This is a genomic window from Cellvibrio mixtus subsp. mixtus J3-8, assembly GCF_000766945.1.
Taxonomy (GTDB): Bacteria; Pseudomonadota; Gammaproteobacteria; order Pseudomonadales; family Cellvibrionaceae; genus Cellvibrio; species Cellvibrio mixtus_A.
On record NZ_KN266211.1, the window covers coordinates 202,689 to 228,458 of the forward strand.

A 25,770-nucleotide genomic window follows, 5' to 3' on the forward strand; every position below is an offset into this window, starting at 1 on the left:
TGCGTTGCCAGGTGCGTTCAACCTTTATTGGTTGACTCTAATAATGGAGGGCAGGGTAACAAGCCTGCCGGTGGCAGGCAATTCAAGGAGTGTTAAGCCATGCAGATAAAAATAGAAATTAGCGGACGATTTGTTTGGCGAGGGCAAGGCATTCTTTATGGCGATGACAATCGGCAAAATGATCATTAACCATGCCACACGCCTGCATATAGGCGTAACAAATAGTGGTGCCGACAAAGTTGAAGCCCTTTTTCCTGAGCGCTTTGCTCATGGCATCGGACTGCGGCGTGCTGGCTACGGCATCCTTCATGCCACGCAATGTATTCTGGATGGGTTTGTGATTGACAAAACCCCAGACAAAATCGCTAAAACTTTCACCGTTTTTCTTCATCTCCAGAAAAGCCTTTGCATTTTTTATCGCGCTTTCAATTTTTAAACGATTGCGAATAATGCCGTCGTTTTGCATTAATTTTTCAATTTTTGCCGGCGTGTAGCGCGCGATTTTTTCCGGATCAAAATTATCAAATGCCTTGCGGTAATTTTCGCGTTTGCGCAACACCGTAATCCAGGAAAGCCCTGCTTGCGCACCTTCCAATAGTAGAAATTCAAACAACTTGCGTTCATCAAATAAGGGAATTCCCCATTCCTGGTCGTGATATTCGCAGTACAAAGGATCATCGCCGCACCAGCTGCAGCGGCACTTTTCCGGTTTTGTCATTATTGGCTCCAATACAGTTAATTCTACTTCACGCGTCGATTAATTCCGGAAGAACATCTTCTTGTCTATTTTTTTCATGCTCGGTTTGGATGAGCGGGGATTGGCCCGCTACGAAATTTTCTGCGTCTTGTTCGCATCTTTCTTTCATTAAATTCAGGAAATGTTTCAGGCTTTTGTGATCGTTGGTTTCAAAACTGTGGTCGGAAATCACGGTGGATTGGATGCGATCCAGCCGGAAGGTGCGGTAGTCATTACGCAATTGGCACCATGCCACCAGCGTCCAGACTTTGCCCCAGAAAATGAGCCCGAGCGGTTCAATGGTGCGCGAGCTCTGTGCATCATCGGCGCGCACGTAATCGATAATCACGCAGCGGCGCAAACGGATGGCTTCGCGCATCGGCTGGCTGTGGGCGGTGTAATACTTTTGTACTTCTTCCATGTTAGGTACCAGCAGCGGCAAGGTTTCGTCGCTGTGGCGCAAATGGTCAGGGAGTACTGCCAGGATTTTCTGGATTGCCTGGTTCGCATGGATTGCCATGTCCGTATCGCCCCAACTGCTTACCATGCGCGCGCCGAGCAGTAATGCCTCTACTTCTTCACGATCAAACATCAGTGGGGGCAACTGGTAGCGATGGGATAGGCGATAGCCCACACCCGCTTCGCCTTCAATGGGAACGCCGGACAAACTCAGGGATTGGATATCGCGGTAAATTGTGCGCTCGGATACGCGCAAATGATCGCTCAATTGCTTCGCGGTCAGTACCGTGCGGCGATTGCGTAACAGGGTTGTCAGTTGGAAAAGGCGTTCGGCGCGGTGCATGGCGTGCTCCTTCATGAAGAATGTTGGCAGCCTATAGTCAAGTCCTGACAGTTTATGTCAGGAGCTCGAAGAATGTATTGGAAAATGATGAATGGTTTTGAACAATAAATCGCCATGGCGTCAAAATATATGGCACGTATCTGCTTTTCCTTGCGAAAATGCCGTGCTTGGAGCAGGCCCTGTGCTACCTTTAGTGGACGTTACCCCGCACCAGTCATATACGATTGACCCGAACAAGGCGAGTTTATGCAGATTTTTTATCCTGAGATAAAACCTTACCAACGTCACCAAATTGCCGTAGAGCCTCCCCACGAATTATATGTCGATGAATCCGGAAATCCCGATGGAATTCCGGTGCTCTTTGTTCATGGCGGGCCGGGTGCTGGTTGTGGAAAATACGACCGGCGTTTTTTTGATCCGGAAGTTTATCGTATTGTGCTTTTCGATCAACGTGGTTCAGGCCGTTCTCGCCCCCACGCCGAACTGGAGAACAACACCACCCAAAAGCTGGTGGAAGATATTGAAGTGATTCGCAAGGCATTAGGTATCGACCAATGGGTTTTATTTGGCGGTTCCTGGGGCTCAACCCTTAGCCTTGTCTATGCCCAAACCTACCCCGAGCGGGTATTGGGTTTGATCCTGCGCGGGATTTTCCTCTGTCGCCGCGAAGATCTGCTGTGGTTTTACCAGGAAGGCGCGAGCCGTTTGTTCCCGGATTATTGGGATGATTTTGTAGCGCAAATCCCTGAGGAAGAGCGCAACGATATGATGGGTGCTTACTATCGCCAGTTGATTGGCGAAAACCAGATTATGCAAATGTCGGCCGCCAAAACCTGGGCCTGCTGGGAAGGGCGTACCGCTACCCTGAAGCCGAGCCCGGAAGTTGTGGACTCTTTTACCGAGCCTCACCGCGCCTTGTCACTTGCACGCATTGAAGCCCATTACTTTGTGAATAATGCATTTCTGGAGCATAACCAGATCTTGCGTGATGCGCATAAACTGGCGGGTATTCCAGGGGTAATTGTGCATGGCCGTTATGATGTTATTTGTCCGCTCGATAACGCCTACGCATTGCATAAAGCCTGGCCGGGCTCGGAACTGCAAATTATCCGCGAAGCAGGCCACGCTTCGCGTGAGCCGGGAATTGTGGATGCATTAATTCGCGCAACAGATGATCTCGCCAAAAAAATCCTGCACACCGGTGACCAATTGGCCTGATTTTTCCCTATGGTAAAAAAACGGAGCCTTAATGGCTCCGTTTTTATTGGGGGATTTTTCTGGCGTGATTGGTTCTGGCTTTTTTAGTTCAATGGTATGATCCCGATCACAGCGATTCCGGGGTCCATAAATCCTTTTGCGAATCCGAAAATAGTGCGGCCATAACAAAAAGTCACCGCATCTGGCTGAATTAGAAAACTAATAATGTGGTACAGCCTTACAGGAGTCCCTCCCATGTACGAGGTTATTTTTAATACTCACGATGTAGTGCTGTTAATGACAGCCTATCAATGCATTCTATTTGCGTTGCTGCTGCTAACGATCAAGCGTGAGCATTACATTCGCAATGTATTCCTTGCATTCTTTTTATTGCAGCAGGCGGCGATTCCGCTGGATATCCTGATCAGTTTTGGTGAAGAGTTTCGCCACATTGCTATTGAGTGGTCGCCGAATTTATTTTATGTGTTCGGATTTGGTTATTGGCTGGAGGGGCCACTACTGCTGTGGTACACGCGTTCACTGATTTATAAGGATTACCGCCTTAAATTCACCGATGTAATTTATTTGTTGCCGTTTATTTTATATGTCGGCTACCAACTCATTTTTTATTACAGCCTGGATGTGAGCGATAAGAAGACAATCCAGGAGCAATACGATTTGGCGCTAGCACCGCAAGTCATGAATTATGTAACCCTGTTCCGTGAAATTTTCCGCGTGGCATTGGGTATTATTTGTTTAGTTGAAATTAAACGCTACACGCAACATATCCGTACCAACTTTTCGGATATTGATAAAATCGATTTAACCTGGCTAAAAATTCTTGTAATTGGCTTTTTGGTGATTCGCTTCTGGGCAGTGCTGGTTGCTGCGATGATTATTCTTGCTATTGGTTTTGGCATCAGTACTGATTTTGAAACTATGGGATTGTTGGGTAACTACACAACATTCCTGCTGGTGAGCGTATTAATCTTTTTTGGTTTGGGGCATTCGAGTGTATTTGAAGGGTTGGAACAAAAAAATAATAATGAACCTGAGCCCATTAAGGATGAGCAAGAACCCGAGAGCCAGAAAGATAAAATCAAACCGGAATTGATTGAACAAATCAGCCGTTATATGGATGCCGAGAAACCCTATTTAACACCGGCGCTGACGTTGGAAAAATTGGCTGGGCAATTAAAAATCCAACCGCGGCTTTTATCGAATATTATCAATCGTCATTTCGATTGTAATTTTTTTGAATTTATAAACTCCTATCGGGTGGAAGAAGCCAAACGCATGCTAGCCGATAATCGTTATTCCGATAAAACCATGCTCGACATAATGCTCGATGTAGGTTTTAACAGCAAAGCGACATTTAATACGTTGTTCAAGAAAAAAGCGGGAATGACGCCCAGCGAATACCGCAGGGCCGTCCAGCCCGCTGCCGTTTAATTGTTAGTGTTAAGTCAGGAAGGTTCATGTTAGGTTTAATTCAGCGCGTTACTTCCGCATCAGTCACTGTAAACAATGACGTTGTTGGAGAAATTCAGCAGGGGATTTTGTTGTTACTCGGTATCCAAAAAACCGATACTGAGGATTCTGCCAACAAGCTGGTCGATAAAATTCTTGCCTATCGCATTTTTTCCGATGCGGATAACAAAATGAATTCCAATGTCCAGCAAATTGATGGTGGAATTTTGGTTGTGTCGCAATTTACGCTGGCTGCTGATACCAGGAAGGGGTTGCGCCCAAGTTTTTCATCAGCGGCACCACCAGCACAAGCCCGAGAGCTTTATGATTATTTTGTAACCCAATTGCGAAACAAACATCAAAAAGTTGCCACTGGTATTTTTGCAGCAGATATGAAAGTCAGCCTGGTGAATGATGGGCCGGTGACGTTTATGTTTGAAATGGAGTAACTGATTTAGCGGAAGTAAAAAAGCCGACTTTGAAGTCGGCTTTTTTTTGTAATTACGGTCTGGAAACTACATCAATAAAATCGGATGTTGTTAGCGCGCCACCAGGGGTTGGGAAGGTGACTGAAACTTTAACCACACCTGATGGCGGGTTACCTGAGTCATCCGAAGTGAATCGGATTGATACACTTGTTGGATTCGCCGATGCCGGCAACGGACCTTCATTACTTAATTTAGCGGTAGCACCTTTCAATGAGGATGTATCCAAAGCCAGCGTTGTTCCTTTTGGTGCGCCATTACCATTTTTGTCAGCTACCCAGAAAAATGCAGTCGCGGTGAAACGATCTGTATCGACAGAACTACTACTGCTTGAACTGCCGGCAGATGATGATGTTTTTACCCGTGCTGCCAGTGCAACCTGGTTAACAAGGTAAGGGAATATTTCAGGTGATGGCCCTAACAGCATGTGATCACTCACCATAATCAGAATGGCTTCCTGACGAATAGTGATTTTTTCTTTGGTGCAGTTCGGGTCGTTGTCACGGCAAAGTATTCCGTTATAAATACCATTCTCAAATGAGTAGTTGCCATCGAGAGGGTTGGTATCTTCGATTGGCTCATCACTGTCGCGAACGCCGTTTTCATTGCGATCAAGGTAGGCTTCAACCAAATCGTCACATGGGCGTTTCGGCGAGTTGGATAATTTTTGTGATGATGCCAAGGGTGAGTTTTTATTGCACTCAGGGTTGCCACCGACATAATCATCATGGGTCTTGAATACGTCTCCCTTTATAGGGCCGTCGCCATCAGGATCAAAATCGTAAAGACCATTACCATTGGTGTCGATGAAGCTTTCGTTACCAACTGCTTTTGCCAAAACAGTTACTCGTCCAGCGCGTTCCTTTTCACATACCTCAAGGTCATCTACATAACTTAAGCCGCCTGGCTTAACGCACAACAAACGATCTACCGATGTGTTGGAGCTATTGCGAATCGGTCTTGGGCTTTGGCTGCGCCAAATAACGCTGCAAAATCCGTCTTTGGTTACACAAGCGTCATCAATTGCACCGCCTTCGGTGGTGAAGCTTACGGCAGTTCCGTCGCTAACAGGGTTATTGAAGGCGTCAGCTAATTGCACGGTATAAGTGGTTTCAATGCGATTGTGGTCCCAACCCATAGGATAGGGGTCACTTGCGGCGATGGAGAAGCTGTCCTGATCAGGAATACCGGTTGAAACAATCAATTTTTTGGATTGTGTTGCGATATTGGTGTCTCTGGCCTTTGCCGTAACGACAACAGAGGTGGCTACATTTCCCGCCTGCACTGTGGTTGAAACCAGGCCATTTTTATCACTGGTTGCTTCTGCATTCACCAATGTCAAACCGCCGAGGCTTTCGCCATTGCCTTGAGCATTAAGGCTGAAATCCACAACAACGTTTTTAATCGGTGCTCCAGTAACCCCTTTTACCGTAAAGCTGATAACTGCTGTTTCCTTACCGCCGGTGCCTTTAAGGCTGATTTGGTCATCTACCGGATCAATAGGAGTAATGGATAAGATGGTGTCAGGTGAAACATTCAGTGTTGTTCGGGCGACTTCCTGTTTACCGCCGAGTGTAGCGGTTGCGGTGATCTGATCAGCCCCGGAGCAGCCATTGGCGGTATAAGTAATAGTTGCTTCACCAAATGACGACGTAACTACGTTGGTGGCAGTGCCATTAACAGTAAGCTTCGCCTCGCCCGATGCAATACATGGAGAGTTAAAGGTAACCGGGGTCGCTGTCGCTGCCAGCGTATTGGTAGCACTGACGATGTTGACTGTGAGGTTAGTGGTTCCACCCGCTCCCAATGTGGCGTCACCAATGCCGACGCCGATTTGGCCCTTGGTAAAATTACTGTCGAAACCATAGCCAATTGCAACAGGTGATGTGGTATCAACTACGCCAGAGCTGAAACTCATGGAGCTGACGCTACTTTTCGGGGGGTCTAATGGTGAACTTGAGCCCCCACCGCAGGCGGATAATATTAGGCTGATAAATGCTGCGCTAACGATCTTCGTTGTTTTTAGGGTTTGCATGGCGTCTTCCTGGGTTACCGACCGTTGATGACTAGCCCCCGGCGGCGGGTATGAATTCAATGATATAAATGGCATAAAGAATCTGCGCTAAGCTCTTGAGCTTATTAGCACTTATGGCCAAAGCTTACGTTAGCTCATATCCTTTGAATGATAAAGTCCTGCTCGCTCAAAAAACGCGCGCTGCTGCGCAAAACACCTGATATTTGTGCAATTCTTGGCATTTTTTCTGGCGTTAAGCTCTTTCTTTTGGCGCATTTTGCGCCGGCGATGTTTTTATTTCTGTCTACTGGTCGTGCAAGCCTTATAATTCGCCCACTTTTTTCTCTTAGTTGAGTTTCCCCATGAGTCTTCCGGTTCTTGTTCTTAAGCCCCAGGCTGATCGTCGCCTGAAATTGGGTCATTTGTGGATCTACAGCAACGAGGTTGAGGTGGAAAAATCCCCTCTGAAAGCCTTTGGGATGGGGCAGCAAGCGTTAGTGACTGCACACAATGGCAAGCCGTTGGGAATTGCCTTGATTAACCCTAACGGTTTGATTTGTGGGCGCCTGATTAGTCGCGATGAGAAGTTTCCTCTTAATAAATCCTTGTTGGTGCATCGTATCAAGCAATCGTTGGCGTTGCGGGAGCTGGCATTTGATGAGCCCTTTTATCGCTTGATTTATGGTGATGCTGACTTGTTGCCAGGCTTGGTGGTGGATCGTTTTGGTGATTACCTGGTGGTACAAATCGCCGGCGCCGGCATGGAACTGGTAAAAGATGACATAGTCGCCGCATTGGTACAGGTGCTTGATCCAGCCGGTATTTTGCTAAGCAATGAACACAGCGCGCGCGAATTGGAAAACCTGCCGGAATATACGCAAGTGGTTTATGGCGAGGTGCCGGAAAAAGTCGAGTTAATTGAAAACAACACCCGCTTTTTTGCTCCGGTACAGGGCGGACAAAAAACTGGCTGGTTCTATGATCACCGCGTAAATCGCGCGCAATTGCAGCAGTATGTGCAAGGCAAGCGTGTGTTGGATGTGTTTTCTTACATCGGTGGCTGGGGGATCCAGGCGGCGGTCGCTGGCGCCAGCGAAGTGTTTTGTGTTGATGCATCTGAATCAGCGATTGACGCCGTGTTGGAGAATGCACAACTAAATGGCGTGGAGGATCGTGTTGCCGGTATCCAGGGCAAGGCGATTGATGTGCTCAAAGAGTTGATCGCCAATGATGAGCGTTTTGATGTGGTGGTATTGGACCCGCCTGCGTTTATTAAAAAGCGCAAGGATCAAAAAGCCGGTGAAGCGGCTTATCGCCATATTAATGAATTGGGGATGCGTTTATTGGGGCGTGATGGTTTGCTGGTTTCCGCATCCTGTTCGATGCATCTCGGTAAAGATACTTTGCTGGAAATTGTCCGTGCTGCCGGCCGCCATCTGGATCGCCATGTGCAGATTATCGGCCAGGGCGGCCAGGGGCCTGATCACCCGATCCACCCGGCAATTCCGGAAACTGACTATTTGAAAGCGGTATTTGCGCGGGTTTATCTCGCGTAATGCAGGCTGCCGGGTCTGCGCACTAATCGCGCAGGCTCAGGATTGGCCAATTGCGCTCGCGGGCGATGGCGTTGAGCCGTTCATCCGGATCGACGGCTACCGGGTTATCTACTTGTTCCAGTAAGGGCAGGTCATTGATGGAATCGCTGTAGAAATACGCCCCGTCCAATGAATGCCGGTTTGATTTCAGCCATTCGTGCAGATAGGTAATTTTCCCCGCCTGGAAGCAGGGCGTTCCTACAAAATTGCCGGTATGGCGGCCGTCTATTACTTCCGGATCTGTGGCAAGTATGTCATCCACGCCCAGTCGTTTTGCGATTGGTCGGGTCACGAAACCGTTGGTAGCGGTGATGATCAGCAAGTGATCGCCCTGCTCACGATGCTTGCGCAAAAGGGCTTCGGCTTTGGCAAGCATGAGTGGTTCGATATGCGTTGCCATAAACTCTGCATGCAGTGCCTGCAGTTCTTCCTGTGTGTGGCGTGTCAGCGGGGCGAGGGAAAATTGTAAATAGGCGCAAATATCAAGGGTGCCATTTTTGTAGTCGGCATAGAACCTGTCGTTGGCGATCCGGTAGGCATCTGCATCTACCAATTGCTTCTCTACCAGAAATACTCCCCAGCTATGGTCGCTATCTCCCGCAATCAGGGTGTTATCCAAATCAAAAATCGCCAGGGCCACGGTAAATCCTCTTGGTAAGCATCGTATTAAGTTAAATATAAATGGTTTGGAATTGTTGCAGGGGCGCTAGGATAGCTGGCGCGCCAAACTGGCTCAATGTTTTATCCATGATTCAGGGTTGCGGGTTTGGGCAGGCCTGTTATAGTGCGGAAAACGCTGTTTTGAGGAACCTGTTCGCGTTTATTGAAAACGTCGGTGAATTCCTGCAGCAAAACTCTTTATTTATGGACAGTTCCCTGTGATAGATTCAGACGGATTCCGCCCTAATGTGGGCATCATACTAACCAATGACCGGGGGCAACTACTCTGGGCCAGGCGAGTTGGTGGGCAGGATGCGTGGCAATTTCCGCAGGGCGGTATCAACGCCCATGAAACGCCCGAACAAGCGCTGTACCGTGAGTTGCACGAAGAGATTGGTTTGCATCAACAGGATGTGGAGATATTGGCATGCACCCGTGGGTGGCTGCGTTATCGATTGCCACATCGGTTGGTTAGACATAATTCCCTGCCATTATGTGTAGGGCAAAAACAAAAGTGGTTTTTGCTGCGCCTGTTAAGTGAGGACAGCAGGGTTTGCCTGGATAACGGCGGTCGCGCCGAGTTTGATGACTGGCGCTGGGTGAGCTATTGGTACCCTTTGGGGAAAGTGGTCTCTTTCAAACGCGATGTTTATCGCCGCGCACTTAAAGAGTTGTCGCTGTTCCATTCCCAATTGGAAGGACAATCTGGTGGTGTGCGCTAATAACCAATCAACAGGAGATCGACTGGTACATGCCGGTCATTAATCGAGTCAGGTTTTGATGTTAAATTCACTGCGTTCCATAGTTCAGGAAGTAAACGCTGCGCGCGATATGAAAACCGCGCTGGCGATTATTGTGGCGCGCGTGAAGCAAGTGATGAAGACCCATGTATGTTCGGTTTACCTGCGCGATGCCAAGGGCGATTATGTACTGATGGCCACCGATGGCCTTAATGCCGATGCGGTTGGCAAGGTACGGCTGGCGGCTGGTGAGGGCCTTGTTGGCCGGGTAGTTGTCCGCGAAGAACCCATTAACCTTGAACACGCTGAAGCCCATCCGAGTTATCAATATTTCCCCGAAACCGGTGAAGAGCGCTACAGCTCATTCCTCGGGGTGCCTATTATCCACCACCGTAAAGTGCTGGGTGTTCTGGTTGTCCAGCAAGTGGAACAGCGCCGGTTTGATGAAGGGGAAGAAGCCTTTCTGGTGACTATGTCGGCGCAGCTTGCCGGCGTGATTGCCCATGCCGAGGCAACCGGTGGTGTTATTCCTGTGGGCACCAAGGCGGCCCAATCAAAATTCGTCGGGGTTTCCGGTGCATCGGGAATCGCTATTGGTGAAGCAGTGGTTATCGCACCGGCAGCGGATTTACGTTCGGTACCCTATCAAGCCTGCAAGGATGTGGAGGCCGAAATTACCTCGTTCCAGCGCAGCTTGATCGCTGTGCGCGAAGATATAAAAGTGTTGGGCGTTAAACTGAAAGAGCGAATCAATCGCGAAGAACAGGCGTTGTTCGATGCCTACCTCGCGATGCTGGATGATGCTTCGTTGGGTGGCGAAGTCGTTGCCCGTATCCGCAAAGGGGCGGTTGCTTCTTACGCATGGAGTGAAGTCATCCTCGAGCACGAAAGTATTTTCAACAGCATGAATGACCCCTATCTGCGCGAACGCGCTACCGATTTGCGCGACCTGGGGCGCAGGGTGCTGGAATACCTGCAGGAGTCCAACCAAAAAACCCGTGTCTACCCGGACAGGACCATCCTCATTGGCGAGGAGCTGACGGCGTCTATGTTAGGGGAAATTCCCAAGGAAAAGCTGGCAGGACTGGTATCTGTTCAAGGGTCCTCCAACTCCCATGTGGCAATTCTTGCCCGCGCGATGGATATCCCCACGGTAATGGGCGCGGTGGATCTTCCTTATACGCAAATCGATGGTCGCCCGATTATCGTCGATGGCTACAAAGGCACTGTGTATTGCGACCCCAATCCGCAATTGCGCAAACACTATAAAGCGATCTACCTGGAAGAACAGGCGCTGGTTAAAGGCCTGGAGGCACTGAAAAACCTGCCTTGTGAAACCCAGGATCGTTATCGCTTGCCGCTACATGTAAATACCGGCCTTATGGCGGATGTAGTGCGTTCCCTTGAGCGCGGTGCGGAAGGCGTTGGCCTCTATCGCACTGAAGTCCCGTTTTTATTGCGTGATCGCTTCCCCAGTGAGGAGGAGCAACGCGCGATTTATCGCGAACAACTGGAAGCTTTTGCTCCCCACACTGTGACCATGCGTACGCTGGATATCGGCGGCGACAAAGCGTTGCCTTATTTCCCGATTGAAGAAGACAACCCCTTCCTCGGCTGGCGCGGTATCCGCGTTACGCTGGATCATCCGGAGATTTTCCTGGCCCAGATCCGCGCCATGATCAAGGCCAGTGAAGGCCTGGATAATTTGCGTATCCTGTTGCCAATGATCACGAACGTGCAGGAAGTAGATGCGTCCCGTGCGCTTATCCAGCGCGTCCATAAAGAGCTGCTGGAAGAAGGTTATCGCGTGCGTAAACCGCAAGTGGGGGTGATGATCGAGGTGCCGGCGGCAGTTTATCTGGCGCCGGAGCTATCGCGCCGGGTAGATTTCCTTTCTGTTGGTAGTAACGACTTAACCCAGTATTTGCTGGCGGTGGATCGTAACAATGCCCAGGTGGCAGATTTGTACCAGGCGTTTCATCCTGCCGTGTTGCGCGCCCTGCAATATATTGTGTACGCCGCGCATGATGCCGGTATCAGTGTCAGTATTTGTGGTGAGTTGGCGGGCGATCCGGGCGCCGCTATTTTATTGATGGCGATGGGCTTTGATACGTTATCCATGAACGCCACCAACCTGCCCAAGGTGAAATCGGTTATCCGTGGTATTACTTTCGCGCGTGCCAAGCAATTGCTGGCGGAAGTTATGCGTATGTCCAATGGTGACCTCATTCGCGAACATATTGATCGCGAGTTGCGCGAGACTGGCTTGACCCGCCTGATTCGGCCGGTGGCGTCCGACAGCAACTAATTCAGACTTCTAATATTATCCGCTGGTTGCGATTGTGCGATTTAAGGTCGCGCATCGAACCGGCGTCAGCAAATCCAGGTGTTTATGTTGCAGTACCCCGATATTGATCCCGTAGCTTTCACCCTTTTCAAAGATCCGATCCAGGTGGGAAATCTGGCGATAGGTCCATTTAGCGTGCATTGGTATGGGATTATGTACTTGCTGGCGTTTTTGAGCGCCTGGTTGATTGCCCTTTATCGCACGCGTGCCCCTTATTCGCCCGTTAACAAATTCCAGGTTGAAAACCTCATCACTTACGGTGCCTTCGGGGTAATTCTCGGGGGGCGTTTTGGTTATGTGTTGTTTTACAACTTTGAAAAATGGTTGCAGGACCCATTGTGGTTGTTTCGTGTCTGGGAAGGAGGAATGTCATTTCACGGCGGTTTGATTGGCGTTATTGTGGCGATGTTTATCTATTCCCGCCGCATCAATCGCCCGTTCACCAGTGTGATGGATTTTGTCGCCCCGATTGTGCCGCTGGGGCTGGGCTTTGGCCGCCTGGGTAATTTTATTGGCCAGGAACTTTGGGGGCGCGTTAGCGATGCGCCCTGGGCAATGGTATTCCCCAAGGCGATGGACCCGGCCGGCGTAGCCCGTCACCCGAGCCAGTTGTATCAGGCTTTCCTCGAAGGTTTGGTACTTTTTGCCATCGTGTTCTGGTTTTCCTCCAGGCCTCGCCCACGCTGCGCTGTTTCCGGGATGTTTTTGATCGGTTATTCCATTTTCCGTTTCAGCGTCGAGTTTGTGCGTGAACCGGATCAAGGGATTGGCTTTGATTTAATGGGCTGGATGACCCGCGGGCAGCTATTATGTGTACCCATGTTTTTACTGGGTGTTGGTTTGCTGGTATACGCCTATGCAGTTGTGGCGAAAACCAATGAACCACAGAAAAATGAACTGCAAAAAGCATCATAAAAACATGATGATGTGTTAAAACGAATGAAGAATACAGGTTGTTGAATGAAGCAATATCTTGAGTTAATGCGCGATGTGGTTGATAACGGTATCCAGCGCGGTGATCGCACCGGTACCGGAACCCGCTCCGTATTTGGTCGCCAGCTGCGTTTTGACCTGAGCGAAGGTTTCCCGCTGGTCACTACCAAAACAGTGCACCTGAAAAGTGTGATTGTCGAACTCTTGTGGTTCCTGCAAGGCCGTACCGATGTGACCTGGTTGCAAGAGCGTGGTTGCAGCATCTGGAATGAGTGGGCTACGGAAAGCGGTGATCTTGGTCCGGTGTACGGCAAGCAATGGCGCAGTTGGGCATGTCCGGATGGTTCCAGCATCGATCAGATTTCGCAGGTAATCGCCCAAATCAAAAAGAATCCTTACTCGCGCCGTTTGATTGTGAGCGCCTGGAACCCGGCAGATCTGCCGGACGAATCCATGAGTCCGCAGCAAAACGTAGAGCATGGCCGTATGGCGCTGGCTGCTTGCCATACCCTGTTCCAGTTTTACGTTGCCGATGGCAAATTGTCTTGCCAGCTTTACCAGCGCAGTGCAGATTTATTTTTGGGTGTGCCGTTCAATATTGCCAGCTACGCGCTGTTGACGCATATGATCGCCCAGCAATGTGACCTCGGTGTGGGTGATTTTGTGCATACCTTTGGTGATTGCCACCTGTACAACAACCACATCACCGATAACATCGTGTTTGAGCAATTGGCGCGTGAGCCAAAGCACCTCCCCACGCTGAAGATTTTGCGTAAACCTGACTCAATTTTCGATTATGAGTTGCAGGACTTTGAGTTCGAGGGCTATCAGCCCCACCCGCGTATTGCAGCGCCTATCGCTATTTAATGGCGGGCGGCAAAGGCGAAATAGAACAGCAAGATCAATAGATAAGAAAGGCAAGGTTTCGATGAAATTGGCCATCATTGTGGCAGCAGCCAGGAACGGTACGATCGGGCGCAACAACCAATTGCCGTGGCATCTTCCACAGGACTTGAAATACTTTAAATCCGTTACCCTGGGCAAACCGGTCATTATGGGGCGCAAAACCTATGAATCCATTGGCCGGCCATTGCCGGGGCGCACCAATATTGTCATAACCCGCCAGCCGGATTGGCAAGCAGTCGCTGGTGTTGTTGTGGTTTCCAGCCTTGAGCAGGCAATTGCCGCTGCGGAAAATGTGGTTGCCGGTGCAGCGGATGCCGAAGCGATGATTATCGGCGGCGCGGAGATTTACCAATTGGCGCTGGGCCGGGCAGATCGCGTTTACCTGACGCAAATTGAAGTGGATATTGATGGTGACGCCTCGTTTCCATCCTTATCTCCAGCACTGTGGCAGCGCACATCGGCAGTTACCGGTGATCCTGCCGCCGAATTACCGCACACTTTTTGTGTCTATGAGCGGCATGAATGAATTATTTAGTGGGTATCGGTGGCTAGTTTTTCACCACTGATCTTAAATTGCTTTATTCAAGTGCAATGCGTGTTACCTAAATACACGCCTGAAAAGTCTAAAAGATAAATCGTGGATGTGGTTTGAGGCGCTCATTACAATGCGCGCTCATTGCCGGAGCACGGCACATCAAGTTGTTAATAGTCGCGAGTTTTCATCGTTTGTTTCCAAAAAAGCACATCATTAGCACCCGATTGGGAGGGGTATGGAAAAGCATCGATTTTTAGCGGTGATGTCGTCCGCGTTGCTATCCGCAAACCTGCTGATGGTTGGCCAGGTATGGGCGCAGGCTGCAACCAATGTCGATGCGGTGGTGGAGGCCGGGCAAGCTAAAACTGCGCAGGCCGAAGCGTCGCAAACGCGTATTGATCAATTGGTTAATGAAACCGAAGACCTTGCACGCGAATTCAAGCAACAAAATAAATTCATCGACGACTTGCGCATTTTCAATGCACAAATGGAAAAGCAGGTTTCCCTGCAGTTACAAGTCGTGGATGAATTGACGACCTCCATAGAAAAAGTGACGGTGATTGAACGGCAAATCCAGCCATTGATTTTCCGCATGCTCGATAGCCTGGAACAGTTCGTAAAGCTGGATAAACCTTTCTCCTTGCGTGAGCGGCAACAACGTTTGGCCATGTTACGAGCCAATCAGGACCGCGCTGATATCCCTGTCTCTGAAAAATTCCGCCAGGTACTTGAAGCCTACAAAATTGAATCCGCCTACGGAACATCCATTGAAGCTTACAAAGAGACTTTGACGTTGGAAGGACAGCCGCGCGAAGTGAATATTTTGCGGGTCGGACGTATTGCGCTGATGTACCAAACTACCGATACCACTCTGAGTGGCTACTGGGACCCATCCAAACGGGGTTGGGTTGCGCTGGACAGTTCCTATAAAGCCCGCATCCTCAAAGGCTTGCGCATCGCGCGTGATCAAACTGCCAGCGATATTATGTTGTTACCCGTACAGGCACCGGAGCGTTCGAAATGAGGTTGGGAGTTGTGTTTGCACTGGTGGCAGGGATTTTATCAACAAGCGCGTTGGCACAACCGGAGCGCGCACAAAACCTTGATCAATTACTCGATATGATCAAACGCTCGCAGATTAGCGAGTCGGCGGAACATCGCCAGCGCGAAGCTGAATTCGCGCGCAATAAAGCCAACCAGGTGGCGCTGGTTGAACAAGCCAAGGCAACGCGTGCACAACTCGAAGAGCGCGCCGCCGAATTGGAACGTATCTATACCGAACAACAACTGCTGGTTAACAGTAAGAAAGCGCAATTGAGTGAGCGCCTGGGGTCCATGCGCGAATTGTTCGGACACCTGACTTCTACTGCAGGGGATTTGCGCGGTGTGCTCGATACCTCGCTGGTCAGCGCCCAGTATCCGGGGCGCGGCGATTTCCTGCAGGCCTTGATCGAAAAAATGAACGGCAGCACGCAACTGCCAGATATCGAGGAAATCGAGCGCCTGTGGTACGAGGCCCAGCGCGAAATGATCGAAACCGGGCGTGTCGTGGCGTTTAGCGGCCCGGTAGTGAAGATCAGCGGTGAGACACGGAAGCAGGAGATTGTGCGGATTGGCGCTTACAACCTGGTGTCCGAAGGTCATTACCTGAGTTATGACGGGCGCAAAATCGAAGAACTGGTGCGCCAGCCGGGCGATGATCTACTCGCTGCGGCAGCGGAGTTACAAGCTGCCAAAAGCGGCACGACAGTCAATATTGGTATAGATCCATCCGGCCCGCGCGGTGGCCAACTACTCTCGGCATTGACCCAAAAACCTACCTTTATGGAATACCTTGATCAAGGTGGCCTGGTGGGATGGGCCATTGTATGGGTAGGTGTTTTTGGCCTCGCATTGGGTGTTTGGCGAATTTATGTATTGCTTACGGTCAGTACCAAGGTCCATGCACAACTGAATAATCCCGTTGCGAACCCCGACAATCCCCTTGGTCGCGTTCTGATTATGGCGGAGGAAAATGCCGCTGTAGATCTGGAAACCCTGGAACTGAAACTGGAAGAGGCAGTACTGCGCGAGCGCCCGGCGATTGAAAGTGGTTTGTCGATGATGAAAATTATCGCTGCAGTAGCGCCGCTCTTAGGGCTGTTGGGGACGGTGACCGGTATGATTACCACGTTCCAGGCCATTACCATTTTTGGTGCCGGTGACGCCAAGAATATGGCTGTCGGTATTTCCATGGCACTGGTCACCACGGTGCAAGGGCTGGTAGTAGCGATTCCAATGGTCTTGATGCACACCCTGGTGAATGGCCGGGCCAAATCGGTGATCCATATCCTGGATGAACAAAGCGCGGGCCTCGTCGCAGAAAACGCTGAACGTAAAGCGGCAGCGCAGGCCTGAAATCCATGCAGCCGCTGCTGGATGCCATAGCGACTCTCCGCGCCTTTCTGGACCAGGGCGGATTGATGATGTATTTCATCGCCCTGCTAACCTTGTGTATGTGGACCCTGATTTTTGAGCGGCTGTCCTACTTCAAAGGCGATTTAAAACCTGAATTGCAAGAGTTTTTCAGTGCATGGGAAGCGCGTCGCGAGCGTAAATCCTGGTATGCCCACAAAATTCGTACCGCGATGATTTCGCGGGTTAATAGCCGGATTGACGCGAATCTGGATATTATCTCCGCGCTAGTTGCCTTGTGCCCGTTAATGGGGTTACTCGGTACCGTGATCGGTATGATTGAAGTATTCAGTGTGCTTTCCACCAGCGGCGGTGGCAACGCCCGGTCCATGGCCAACGGCGTATCCAAAGCGACAATTCCCGTGATGGCGGGCATGGTATCGGCGATCAGCGGACTCTTTGTCCATGCGTACCTGGCACGGGTGGCGAATACTGAAAAAGCGCTGTTTGCAGACCATCTCACGATGGATCATTAATAATCCCGGTCATTTTTTTGATAAAAGCTGATCAACATTTCGGTAACAGTTTTGGTCACCCATAACTGCTTTCGCGGTGACTTTCGTAGTGAGATGGTTCATGAGCCGGCATAAAGCAAAATTTGAAGACGACGTACAAGCATTAGATCTAACGCCCATGCTGGACGTAGTCTTTATCATGCTGGTTTTTTTCATTGTTACCGCATCATTTGTGAAAGAAACCGGGCGCGAAGTCATGCGTCCGGATTCCACCACCGCACAAGATCAACCCAAGGCAACCTTATTAATTTCAGTGACTGCCGATAACGAAATCTGGATAGATAATCAACGCATTGAGCAGCGTGGATTGCGCCGTGCCATCGAGCGCATGCGTATCGATAATCCCAAAGGTGCGCTCTCAATCCAGGCTGCTATCGATGCCGACATGCAATACATTTTTACGATTGTGAATGCCGCGCGTGATGCCGGTGTTGACGATGTAATTGTATCCACTCCAAAAAGCACGCAACCATGAATCCATCGCGCATGGCAGTAGGTGCAATGCTTGCGGTCATGACGACGTTGTGCCTGCTATTTCTGATGAACATGTTGATCAACAATCAATTCGAAGAGCCGGACGATTACCGCACTATTCCTGTTGCGCCGATCCTGATGCCGAACATCAGTGTGGAAAAACGTCTTGAAGCGCCGCCCCCGGTCAAACCGCCCGAGCCGGAATTGCCACCGGAAGAAATGTCGGTGCAGGATTTTGTAATTCCTGACATCGTGATTGCACCGCTGGATCTTGATACTCCTATTTTCAACGATACCTTGCTGGATACGCGTGCATTGGTTTTTACCGAAGGCGAATATTTGCCCATCGTAAAAGTGCAGCCTGAATATCCTAACTCGGCGCTCTCGCGCGGTATCGAGGGGTATTGCACAGTGGAATTCACCATCACTGTTACAGGGGCCACGCGCGATGCGCGTACGATCACTGAAGATTGCCGCACCAAAGACGGCCAACTTACCAGCGTATTTGATCGCGTTTCAGTACGCGCTGCTGCAAAGTTTAAATACAAACCGAAAGTGGTAGATGGTAAACCGGTTGAAATTCGCGGAGTCAAAAGCCGCTTCGTCTTTGAGATGAAATAGGGTCCCGGCGATGAATTGGATTGCAACGCTAGTAATAACCACCCGCGTACTCAAACAAACGTTTGTTGTAATAATTTTATTGGTCGTTACCGGGCAGGCATTCGCGCAGGTTGCCAGCCAGAATATCCATCGCGATGAGCGGCGTGTTTTGCCGCACGTCTCTGCCGCATTTGGCAATAAAATTGAAGAAGTATTAATTTTTATTCAGCCTGCTAACCCTGACTCAGCCTTAAATCCCGGCAAAGCCATTTCCCTGTTGTCGCAATTGGAAGCTAACAAAAACCAATTGAATGCTTATGAGCTGGTATTGCTCTACCAATATTTTGGTTACGCCTATCTTGCGCAAGAAAATTATTCCCGTGCCGCAGATTATTTTAATCGTGCGCTGGCCCAGTCGCCCAATATTCCTGTAGCTATGGAGGCGCAAATTTTATTGGTGCTTGGGCAAGTGTACCTGGTGGATGAAAAGCCGCGGCAAGCATTAAACACCATGTTGCGCTGGACTGAATATGTCGATGAAATGCATCCGGACCAATGGGCGTTATTCGCCAAAATTTATTACAAACTAGGTGATAACGATGACGCACTGGTGAATATTAATGAAGCTATTGATGCGCAGCTGGATAACAAAAAAACGCCCACTGAGTCCTGGTATTTGTTGCAGCACAGTTTGTATGTGGAGCGGGAAGATTATAAAAATGCTTTGGCTTCGTTGAAAAAACTGGTTGGCTATTATCCCAAGGCGCGTTATTGGAAAAGCCTCTCCCATATTTATGGCGAATTAAAACGCGACCAGGAGTCCCTTGCCGCTCTGGAGATTTGTTATCAGCTTGGCGGCCTGACAACAGAAAAGGAATTATTAAATCTCTCTTACTTGTTAATGGAAGAGAACGCACCTTACAAAGCGGCGAAGGTGTTAAAAAAAGGATTGTATGTGGATCGAATAATTGCGCCCGATCCCAATAACCTGATGTTGCTGGCAGAGTCGCTACGCCTTGCAAAAAACTCCAAAGAATCGTTGGTTGAATATGAGAAGGCTGCAAAAAATTCACGCGATCCGGAGCTGATTTTACGCTTGGCGAGTGCATACTACGATAATGGAAAATTCAAGGAAGCCGCGCGCGCTGCGCGCAATGCCCTCAAGGCGCCGCGCCTGAAACGTGCCGATCACGCAAACTTTGTGGTAGGGCAAGCAGAGCTGGCCCAGAATAATTTTGATGAGGCATTAAAATTTTTTGAAGCGGCGAGTAAAGATCCGCGCAGTGAAACGTCTGCAAAAGAATGGATTACGTATGTCGAACGGGAAAAACTAAAAACATCGTCTGCAACAGCGACGCTTCCGGTGCGGCAATAAGGTGTTACGTCAACAGGTTTGCAATCAGCCACCAACAAAAAAGCCCGCATTATTGCGGGCTTTTTTGTTGTAGTGAAAGCGGGACCACAAGATCAATTAATCGAGCTTGCTTAAATCCCTTACCGCACCTTTATCGGCGCTGGTTGCCAGCATCGCATAGGCTTTCAATGATGCGGAGACTTTGCGTGGACGAACTTCGCTGGGTTTCCAGGCCAATGGACCTTTGGCATTTTCGGCGGCGCGACGGGCATCCAGTTCCGCATCGGTCAGCACTACATTGATGCTGCGGTTGGGGATGTCGATGCGAATGATATCGCCATTCTGTACTAAACCAATTGCACCGCCAGCCGCCGCTTCGGGCGATACGTGGCCGATCGATAAACCCGAGGTTCCACCGGAGAAGCGACCATCGGTCAGCAGCGCGCACGCTTTGCCCAGGCCTTTGGATTTTAAATAGCTGGTGGGGTAGAGCATCTCTTGCATACCCGGACCACCTTTTGGGCCTTCATAGCGAATGACGACAACATCGCCTTCTTTCACTTTGCCATCGAGGATGTCGGCTACGGCTTTGTCCTGGCTTTCTACAACATAAGCCTTGCCTTCAAAGACCCAACAGCTTTCGTCTACGCCTGAGGTTTTCACTACACAGCCGTCGAGCGCGATGTTGCCTTTAAGGACTGCCAAACCGCCTTCTTTGCTGTACGCATTTTTAACAGAACGGATACAACCTTCGGCGCGGTCGCCATCCAATGTCGGCCAGCGTGTTGCCTGGCTAAAAGCGACCTGGGTCGGGATACCGGCAGGGCCTGCTTTGTAGAAAGTCGCTACCGCTTCGGATGAGGTGCTGATGATGTCCCATTTATCCAACGCTTCCTGGAAGGTTTTGCTGTGAACAGTGGGCAATTGGTTGTGGAGCAAACCACCGCGATTCAGTTCCGCCAAAATACCCATTACGCCACCGGCGCGGTGCACGTCTTCCATGTGGTATTTCTGGGTGTTGGGGGCAACTTTACACAACTGCGGTACTTTGCGGCTCATGCGGTCCACATCGAACATAGTGAACGGCACTTCGCCTTCCTGCGCGGCGGCAAGCAAGTGCAGGATGGTATTGGTTGAACCGCCCATGGCAATATCGAGTGCCATCGCATTTTCATAGGCTTCAAAGGTTGCGATGGAGCGTGGCAATACGCTGTCATCGTCTTCTTCGTAGTAACGCTTGGTGATTTCCACAATACGGCGGCCAGCTTCGAGGAACAACTGTTCGCGGTCAGCGTGGGTTGCCAGTAAGGAGCCGTTGCCCGGCAAGGATAAGCCCAGTGCTTCGGTCAGGCAGTTCATTGAGTTAGCGGTAAACATACCCGAGCAGGAACCACAGGTGGGGCAGGCAGAGCGCTCGTACTCATTCACTTTTTCGTCGCTGGCGTTGTCGTCTACCGCAATCACCATGGCATCAACCAGATCGAGCTTATGCTCGGCAAGTTTGGTTTTCCCCGCTTCCATCGGGCCACCGGATACGAAAATCACCGGGATATTCAGGCGCATCGCCGCCATCAACATACCGGGGGTGATTTTGTCGCAGTTGGAAATACAAACGATGGCGTCGGCGCAGTGCGCATTCACCATGTATTCCACCGAGTCGGCGATGATGTCGCGCGATGGCAGGCTATAGAGCATGCCGTCATGGCCCATGGCGATACCGTCGTCCACGGCAATGGTATTGAATTCTTTGGCAACGCCGCCGGCTTTTTCAATTTCGCGGGCAACCAATTGACCCAGGTCCTTGAGGTGAACGTGGCCGGGTACAAATTGGGTAAAGGAGTTGGCAACAGCGATGATAGGTTTTTGGAAATCGTCATCTTTCATGCCCGTTGCACGCCACAGGGCGCGGGCACCGGCCATATTGCGGCCCGATGTCGTGGTTTTGGAACGATAAACCGGCATAACTAACCTCGATCTTGTATTAGCGGCTAACAGATAGGCACCCATCTTAACAGATGCCCCAAGCCAGCCGCAGTAAGATGTGTTATCGCGGGCAATAACAATCGTGCATACCAAATTGTCGTCACATCACATATGCGATATTTTTATTTGATAATAAAAATGAGATTGATTCGCGTTAGCTTTTTGTTTAAAATATATTCATCTAAATATCCAGATCCATATTCCGTTATATCCCCCTATTTAAACACTCTCAGGAAGTCGTTATGCATACTTTATTACGCAGCGCTTTAGCTCTATCAGTAGCTGGCGTTGTTTGGAGCGGTGGTGCCCATGCCCAGGCCAACCAGTCATCAGGAAAATCAAACCAGGGCAAAGGTGAGATAGAAACTGTTTACATTTATGGCGAAATCGAACAGACCAAAACCGCGACCAAGTTAAACCTGACCGTATTGGAAACACCGCAAGTGGTCTCAGTAGTGTCCCGCGACCAGATCGACGATTTCGCCCTGCGCGAAGTCAATTCCCTGCTGGCCTATGTCCCGGGTGTTACTGTTGAGCAAGTGGAAACCGGCCGGACCTACTACACCGCGCGCGGCTTCGACATTGTCAACTTCCAATCCGATGGCATGGGCGTGCCTTTCTCCTATGGCCTGACCCAGGGCCATGACGACACCGCCATTTATGAACAGGTGGAAGTCGTTAAAGGGGCGACCGGTTTGATCACCGGCCTGGCCAACCCCTCGGCGACCATTAACTATTTGCGTAAGCGTCCGACAGCGGAAACAAAGGCGTCACTCGCCGCTTCGCTGGGTAGCTGGGACCAATACCGTCTGGATGGCGATATTTCCGGTGCCATTATTGAGGATAAACTCAATGGGCGGCTGGTAGTGGCCAGGCAAGATGGCGATTCCTACCTGGATCGCTACGGCAAGGAATTGACTGTGTTCTACGGTATTGTCAGTGGCGAAATCACCGCCAGCACCCGCTATACCCTTGGCCACAGCAGCAATGACAGCCACAGCGATGCCAACTCATCCGGTGCCTTGCCGCTGTTTTACAGTGATGGCTCGCTGACCGACTACGATGTGTCCACCAACACTGCGCCGGACTGGGCCTACCAGGATGTGGAGCAAAAACGCACCTTTGTGGAACTGGAGCAGGACCTGGGCGCGAACTGGACGGCAAAAGCGGTGTTCACGCGTAACGACCTGGATAGCGAATGGACCTCCCTGTACCTGTCTGGCAGGCCCGACCCTGTTACCGAAGCGGGTTTGCTGGCCCATGCCAGCCTTTACCAGGCGGCGGATGAAGAGGAAGTGGCCGATCTTTTTATTAGCGGATCATTCTCACTGTTCGGTCAGGAGCACGAGCTGGTCGCCGGTATTAACCTGGCGGATATCACCTTGACCGGTCGTTCCATTTATACCGATGAGTGGAACTACAATCCTGTGGGTGCAGCCTGGGCCGAAGGCAAAACCGCGTTGCCGGAATTTGATGTTTACGACGCGGCGACCCAATCCACCCTGATCGATCAGGAGCAAAATTCTTACTACATCTCCACGCGCCTTAACCTCACCGACGCCCTGTCGGTTCTGTTAGGGACTCGCACGGTTGACATAGAGCAGGATGGCTATAGCTATGGCGCGCCCCAACTGGCGTCCGACGATGAAACCGTTCCCTACGCCGGTATTACCTACGAAGTGCTTGAGGGCACGATGCTGTACGCCAGCTACAGCGAAGTGTTTAACCCCCAGACCTGGGTTGATAAAGACCTGGCGCCATTAGGTGCGGTGCGCGGTGAAAGTAAGGAGTTTGGCGTTAAACAGGAAATATTTGACGGTAGTGCGGTGCTCACCCTTGCCTATTTTGAATCCGCGCAGGAAAACTTCGGTGAATGGGTAACCCGCGATACCGCCTCCGGTTTGAATATCTATCGCGGTGTAGGGTTTGAAAGCGACGGCGTTGAAGTAGAGTTGGCCGGTGAAGTGTTGACTGGCTTGAATATCAGTGCCGGCTATACCCACGTAGGGGTTGAAAACGACAATGGCGATAAGACCCGCCGTTTTATTCCCACCAACCAGTTTAAGCTGGCCACGGCCTATAACCTGGCGTCAGTCGAAGGCTTGCGGGTCGGTGCAGGGATTAACTGGCAGAATGAAATCTATTACGGTGATACCGAAGTGCAGGGCAGTTATGCACTGGTGGATTTGTTTGCCCGCTATGCGCTGACCACCAACCTGACCCTGGCGCTGAACCTGAATAATGTCGGCGATGAAAAATACCTGTTGAGCCCGCAGTGGGGCCAGGCCAATTATGGCGCACCCCGCAATGTCACTGGCTCGATTAGCTGGCGCTATTAACCAGATGACAGGCCAATAGCGGCAACAAAAAACAAGGCACTACCGGGAGAGCTGGAGTCAGCGACACCTGGAGTGCCTTGGTGTCGTTTAGCGGCCAACGCAGCAAATGGCGCAATGGATTTTATCGATCAAATTTGATACACAGGCGTTGATTAAAAAGTTGATAGACAAAGCTGATAGACAGAAAACAAGGCACATGGAAATCACTGGCCACCTGGCAACCAAAGAGACAAATGTATGCGTACTTTTTTTACCTTGCTCCACCGTTATTTCGGGCTCACGATTGCGGGGTTTCTGGTAATCACCGGGCTGACTGGCGCCATTATTTCCTGGGATCATGAGCTGGATGATTTGTTGAATCCGCACTTGCTGGACGCTTCCACTACCGGTACGCCGATGAGCGCCACGGCCTTGGCCGAAGAAGTGGAGCGGCAATTCCCGCAGGTAGAGGTCACCTACTATGAACTCGCGGTTGAGCCGGGGCATTCCTATTACTACTGGGTGGAACCCCGGGTAAACCCGGAAACCGGCAAGCTGTATGAGCCGGGGTTTAACCAGGTGTATGTCGACCCTGTGTCGGGCGAGATTTTGGGTAAGCGCGAGTGGGGCGCCGTCTGGCCGATCACTACCGAAAACTTTGTCTCTTTCCTCTACAAGTTGCATTTCAGTTTGCACATTCCCGAGTTCATGGGCACTGACCACTGGGGTATCTGGTTACTGGGCGTGATCGCCCTGACCTGGACCATCGATTGTTTTATTGGTTTTTACCTGACCTTGCCCAAGCGCCAACGCCAGACCCTGGCGCGTGCCACCGGAAATGCCGAGGGTGGCAGCTATTGGCAGCGCTGGATGCCGGCCTGGAAAATTCGCTGGAACAGCGGTAAAACCAAACTGAATTTCGATTTGCATCGCGCCTTTGGCCTGTGGACCTGGGTGTTGTTGTTTGTGGTGGCTTTTACCGGTTTTTCGCTGAATTTGTACCGGGAGGTATTTTTCCCGGCAATGTCCCTGGTATCCGATGTAACGCCGACCCCCATCGACCAGCGCACTCCGTCCGGTCACGATAAGCCCATCGCCGCCGGTTACGGTTTTACCAAAGCTATCGAGCTGGGCCAGCAGGCAGGCGCCGAAAAGGGCTGGTCGCAACCAGTCAACAGCATCTGGTACGCGCGCGAGTTTGGTATTTACCGGATTGAGTTTTTCACTGCGGCCGAAGGCCATGGTGCGGGCGGCGTAGGCCATAAAGCGGTATTCCTGGATGCGAAAAGTGGCGAATTGCTGGGCGACTTTACCCCCTGGCGAGGCACTGCGGCTGACCTTTTTGTACAGGCCCAATTTCCCTTGCATTCGGGGCGTATCCTGGGGTTGCCGGGGCGTATTTTGATTTCGGTCATGGGCCTGGTGATCGCGATGCTGAGCATCACCGGTGTGATTATCTGGCACAAAAGATACAAAGCGCGTATTCGCAGTGCGCAAAAAGCGCAACAGGATGCAACGCAGAATGTACCGGTGGGAATTTCCCAGTAACTAGCCCGGTATAACTACACCGGTAAATATCCCGATAACTAGCGCAGTAATCAAAGCCGGGTTTTACAAAACAGCTTGGACCGATCACCCCATGTACCCCATGG

General features: G+C 50.6%; 23 protein-coding genes. 17 read left to right on the forward strand and 6 right to left on the reverse strand.

What is annotated here, in order from left to right; all coding sequences use genetic code 11:
* Positions 1–118 precede the first annotated feature (118 nt).
* Entirely contained in the window at positions 119–718 is a 600-nt protein-coding gene (locus A596_RS17040; protein WP_039916971.1) for a DNA-3-methyladenine glycosylase I, read from the reverse strand.
* A 28-nt stretch (positions 719–746) separates the two neighbouring features.
* Positions 747–1,538, reverse strand: a complete 792-nt coding sequence (locus tag A596_RS17045) for a helix-turn-helix transcriptional regulator (RefSeq protein WP_084128530.1) — start codon at positions 1,536–1,538, stop codon at positions 747–749.
* Between the two features lie 246 nt (positions 1,539–1,784).
* Here A596_RS17045 and pip point away from each other — a divergent pair, with 246 nt between their 5' ends.
* The 3 genes from pip to dtd all read left to right on the forward strand — a co-directional run bounded on the left by pip (position 1,785) and on the right by dtd (position 4,654).
* On the forward strand, positions 1,785–2,756 hold the full coding sequence (pip, locus tag A596_RS17050; protein WP_039916972.1) for a prolyl aminopeptidase: 972 nt from the start codon (positions 1,785–1,787) through the stop codon (positions 2,754–2,756).
* A 234-nt stretch (positions 2,757–2,990) separates the two neighbouring features.
* Positions 2,991–4,187: a helix-turn-helix domain-containing protein gene (locus tag A596_RS17055; protein ID WP_039916973.1), complete on the forward strand. Its 1,197-nt coding sequence runs from the start codon at positions 2,991–2,993 to the stop codon at positions 4,185–4,187.
* 26 nt (positions 4,188–4,213) lie between these two features.
* Entirely contained in the window at positions 4,214–4,654 is a 441-nt protein-coding gene (dtd, locus tag A596_RS17060; protein ID WP_039916974.1) for a D-aminoacyl-tRNA deacylase, read from the forward strand.
* Positions 4,655–4,706: 52 nt separating this feature from the next.
* Here dtd and A596_RS17065 read toward each other — a convergent pair whose 3' ends face one another.
* Positions 4,707–6,608: an Ig-like domain-containing protein gene (locus A596_RS17065; protein WP_152600217.1), complete on the reverse strand. Its 1,902-nt coding sequence runs from the start codon at positions 6,606–6,608 to the stop codon at positions 4,707–4,709.
* A 251-nt stretch (positions 6,609–6,859) separates the two neighbouring features.
* Positions 6,860–7,126, reverse strand: coding sequence for a hypothetical protein (locus tag A596_RS23375; protein WP_200882959.1), 267 nt, complete (start codon positions 7,124–7,126; stop codon positions 6,860–6,862).
* On the opposite strand from A596_RS23375, the gene A596_RS17070 reads away from it, so the two are divergent.
* Positions 7,067–8,260, forward strand: coding sequence for a class I SAM-dependent rRNA methyltransferase (locus tag A596_RS17070; RefSeq protein WP_039916978.1), 1,194 nt, complete (start codon positions 7,067–7,069; stop codon positions 8,258–8,260). The two genes, A596_RS23375 and A596_RS17070, sit on opposite strands and share 60 nt — an antisense overlap.
* Before the next feature lie 22 nt (positions 8,261–8,282).
* Here A596_RS17070 and A596_RS17075 read toward each other — a convergent pair whose 3' ends face one another.
* Positions 8,283–8,939: a histidinol-phosphatase gene (locus A596_RS17075; protein WP_039916980.1), complete on the reverse strand. Its 657-nt coding sequence runs from the start codon at positions 8,937–8,939 to the stop codon at positions 8,283–8,285.
* Between the two features lie 238 nt (positions 8,940–9,177).
* Here A596_RS17075 and A596_RS17080 point away from each other — a divergent pair, with 238 nt between their 5' ends.
* From A596_RS17080 to A596_RS17130, 11 genes are all read left to right on the forward strand, one after another.
* Positions 9,178–9,681, forward strand: a complete 504-nt coding sequence (locus tag A596_RS17080) for an RNA pyrophosphohydrolase (protein ID WP_039916981.1) — start codon at positions 9,178–9,180, stop codon at positions 9,679–9,681.
* A 58-nt stretch (positions 9,682–9,739) separates the two neighbouring features.
* Positions 9,740–12,007 carry a phosphoenolpyruvate--protein phosphotransferase gene (gene ptsP / locus A596_RS17085; RefSeq protein ID WP_039916984.1) on the forward strand — a complete coding sequence of 756 codons (2,268 nt, stop codon included), beginning with the start codon at positions 9,740–9,742 and terminating at the stop codon, positions 12,005–12,007.
* An 84-nt stretch (positions 12,008–12,091) separates the two neighbouring features.
* Positions 12,092–12,961, forward strand: coding sequence for a prolipoprotein diacylglyceryl transferase (lgt, locus tag A596_RS17090; RefSeq protein ID WP_039916987.1), 870 nt, complete (start codon positions 12,092–12,094; stop codon positions 12,959–12,961).
* Between the two features lie 45 nt (positions 12,962–13,006).
* Positions 13,007–13,846, forward strand: a complete 840-nt coding sequence (locus A596_RS17095; protein WP_039916990.1) for a thymidylate synthase — start codon at positions 13,007–13,009, stop codon at positions 13,844–13,846.
* A gap of 61 nt (positions 13,847–13,907) precedes the next feature.
* Complete coding sequence (locus A596_RS17100; RefSeq protein WP_039916992.1) at positions 13,908–14,411, forward strand: dihydrofolate reductase; 504 nt, start codon at positions 13,908–13,910, stop codon at positions 14,409–14,411.
* Positions 14,412–14,655: 244 nt separating this feature from the next.
* Positions 14,656–15,444, forward strand: coding sequence for a DUF3450 domain-containing protein (locus tag A596_RS17105; protein WP_039916994.1), 789 nt, complete (start codon positions 14,656–14,658; stop codon positions 15,442–15,444).
* Positions 15,441–16,817, forward strand: a complete 1,377-nt coding sequence (locus A596_RS17110; RefSeq protein ID WP_039916997.1) for a MotA/TolQ/ExbB proton channel family protein — start codon at positions 15,441–15,443, stop codon at positions 16,815–16,817. Before A596_RS17105 ends, A596_RS17110 begins: the two co-directional genes overlap by 4 nt.
* Positions 16,818–16,822: 5 nt before the next feature.
* Complete coding sequence (locus tag A596_RS17115; RefSeq protein ID WP_039916999.1) at positions 16,823–17,350, forward strand: MotA/TolQ/ExbB proton channel family protein; 528 nt, start codon at positions 16,823–16,825, stop codon at positions 17,348–17,350.
* Positions 17,351–17,450: 100 nt separating this feature from the next.
* The gene (locus A596_RS17120) at positions 17,451–17,864 is read left to right on the forward strand and encodes an ExbD/TolR family protein (RefSeq protein WP_039917002.1); all 414 of its coding nucleotides are present in this window, start codon (positions 17,451–17,453) and stop codon (positions 17,862–17,864) included.
* Entirely contained in the window at positions 17,861–18,484 is a 624-nt protein-coding gene (locus A596_RS17125) for an energy transducer TonB (protein WP_039917005.1), read from the forward strand. Before A596_RS17120 ends, A596_RS17125 begins: the two co-directional genes overlap by 4 nt.
* Positions 18,485–18,494: 10 nt before the next feature.
* The gene (locus A596_RS17130; protein ID WP_052417625.1) at positions 18,495–19,838 is read left to right on the forward strand and encodes a tetratricopeptide repeat protein; all 1,344 of its coding nucleotides are present in this window, start codon (positions 18,495–18,497) and stop codon (positions 19,836–19,838) included.
* A gap of 96 nt (positions 19,839–19,934) precedes the next feature.
* Here A596_RS17130 and ilvD read toward each other — a convergent pair whose 3' ends face one another.
* Entirely contained in the window at positions 19,935–21,779 is a 1,845-nt protein-coding gene (gene ilvD, locus A596_RS17135) for a dihydroxy-acid dehydratase (protein WP_039917008.1), read from the reverse strand.
* Positions 21,780–22,042: 263 nt separating this feature from the next.
* Here ilvD and A596_RS17140 point away from each other — a divergent pair, with 263 nt between their 5' ends.
* Complete coding sequence (locus tag A596_RS17140) at positions 22,043–24,139, forward strand: TonB-dependent siderophore receptor (protein WP_039917010.1); 2,097 nt, start codon at positions 22,043–22,045, stop codon at positions 24,137–24,139.
* A gap of 237 nt (positions 24,140–24,376) precedes the next feature.
* On the forward strand, positions 24,377–25,666 hold the full coding sequence (locus tag A596_RS17145; RefSeq protein WP_039917012.1) for a PepSY-associated TM helix domain-containing protein: 1,290 nt from the start codon (positions 24,377–24,379) through the stop codon (positions 25,664–25,666).
* Positions 25,667–25,770 lie beyond the last annotated feature (104 nt).

What these genes read in the sequence shown, in the direction of transcription:
- A596_RS17120 (WP_039917002.1), top strand. Translation starts at nt 17,451, where the DNA reads ATGAGCCGGCATAAAGCAAAATTTGAAGACGACGTACAAGCATTAGAT.
- A596_RS17100 (WP_039916992.1), top strand. Translation starts at nt 13,908, where the DNA reads ATGAAATTGGCCATCATTGTGGCAGCAGCCAGGAACGGTACGATCGGG.
- A596_RS17070 (WP_039916978.1), top strand. Translation starts at nt 7,067, where the DNA reads ATGAGTCTTCCGGTTCTTGTTCTTAAGCCCCAGGCTGATCGTCGCCTG.
- A596_RS17140 (WP_039917010.1), top strand. Translation starts at nt 22,043, where the DNA reads ATGCATACTTTATTACGCAGCGCTTTAGCTCTATCAGTAGCTGGCGTT.
- pip (WP_039916972.1), top strand. Translation starts at nt 1,785, where the DNA reads ATGCAGATTTTTTATCCTGAGATAAAACCTTACCAACGTCACCAAATT.
- lgt (WP_039916987.1), top strand. Translation starts at nt 12,092, where the DNA reads ATGTTGCAGTACCCCGATATTGATCCCGTAGCTTTCACCCTTTTCAAA.
- ptsP (WP_039916984.1), top strand. Translation starts at nt 9,740, where the DNA reads ATGTTAAATTCACTGCGTTCCATAGTTCAGGAAGTAAACGCTGCGCGC.
- A596_RS17055 (WP_039916973.1), top strand. Translation starts at nt 2,991, where the DNA reads ATGTACGAGGTTATTTTTAATACTCACGATGTAGTGCTGTTAATGACA.
- A596_RS17110 (WP_039916997.1), top strand. Translation starts at nt 15,441, where the DNA reads ATGAGGTTGGGAGTTGTGTTTGCACTGGTGGCAGGGATTTTATCAACA.
- A596_RS17130 (WP_052417625.1), top strand. Translation starts at nt 18,495, where the DNA reads ATGAATTGGATTGCAACGCTAGTAATAACCACCCGCGTACTCAAACAA.
- A596_RS17040 (WP_039916971.1), bottom strand. Translation starts at nt 718, where the DNA reads ATGACAAAACCGGAAAAGTGCCGCTGCAGCTGGTGCGGCGATGATCCT.
- dtd (WP_039916974.1), top strand. Translation starts at nt 4,214, where the DNA reads ATGTTAGGTTTAATTCAGCGCGTTACTTCCGCATCAGTCACTGTAAAC.
- A596_RS17065 (WP_152600217.1), bottom strand. Translation starts at nt 6,608, where the DNA reads ATGAGTTTCAGCTCTGGCGTAGTTGATACCACATCACCTGTTGCAATT.
- A596_RS17115 (WP_039916999.1), top strand. Translation starts at nt 16,823, where the DNA reads ATGCAGCCGCTGCTGGATGCCATAGCGACTCTCCGCGCCTTTCTGGAC.
- A596_RS17045 (WP_084128530.1), bottom strand. Translation starts at nt 1,538, where the DNA reads ATGCACCGCGCCGAACGCCTTTTCCAACTGACAACCCTGTTACGCAAT.
- A596_RS17105 (WP_039916994.1), top strand. Translation starts at nt 14,656, where the DNA reads ATGGAAAAGCATCGATTTTTAGCGGTGATGTCGTCCGCGTTGCTATCC.
- A596_RS17125 (WP_039917005.1), top strand. Translation starts at nt 17,861, where the DNA reads ATGAATCCATCGCGCATGGCAGTAGGTGCAATGCTTGCGGTCATGACG.
- A596_RS17145 (WP_039917012.1), top strand. Translation starts at nt 24,377, where the DNA reads ATGCGTACTTTTTTTACCTTGCTCCACCGTTATTTCGGGCTCACGATT.
- A596_RS23375 (WP_200882959.1), bottom strand. Translation starts at nt 7,126, where the DNA reads ATGACCCAATTTCAGGCGACGATCAGCCTGGGGCTTAAGAACAAGAAC.
- A596_RS17095 (WP_039916990.1), top strand. Translation starts at nt 13,007, where the DNA reads ATGAAGCAATATCTTGAGTTAATGCGCGATGTGGTTGATAACGGTATC.
- ilvD (WP_039917008.1), bottom strand. Translation starts at nt 21,779, where the DNA reads ATGCCGGTTTATCGTTCCAAAACCACGACATCGGGCCGCAATATGGCC.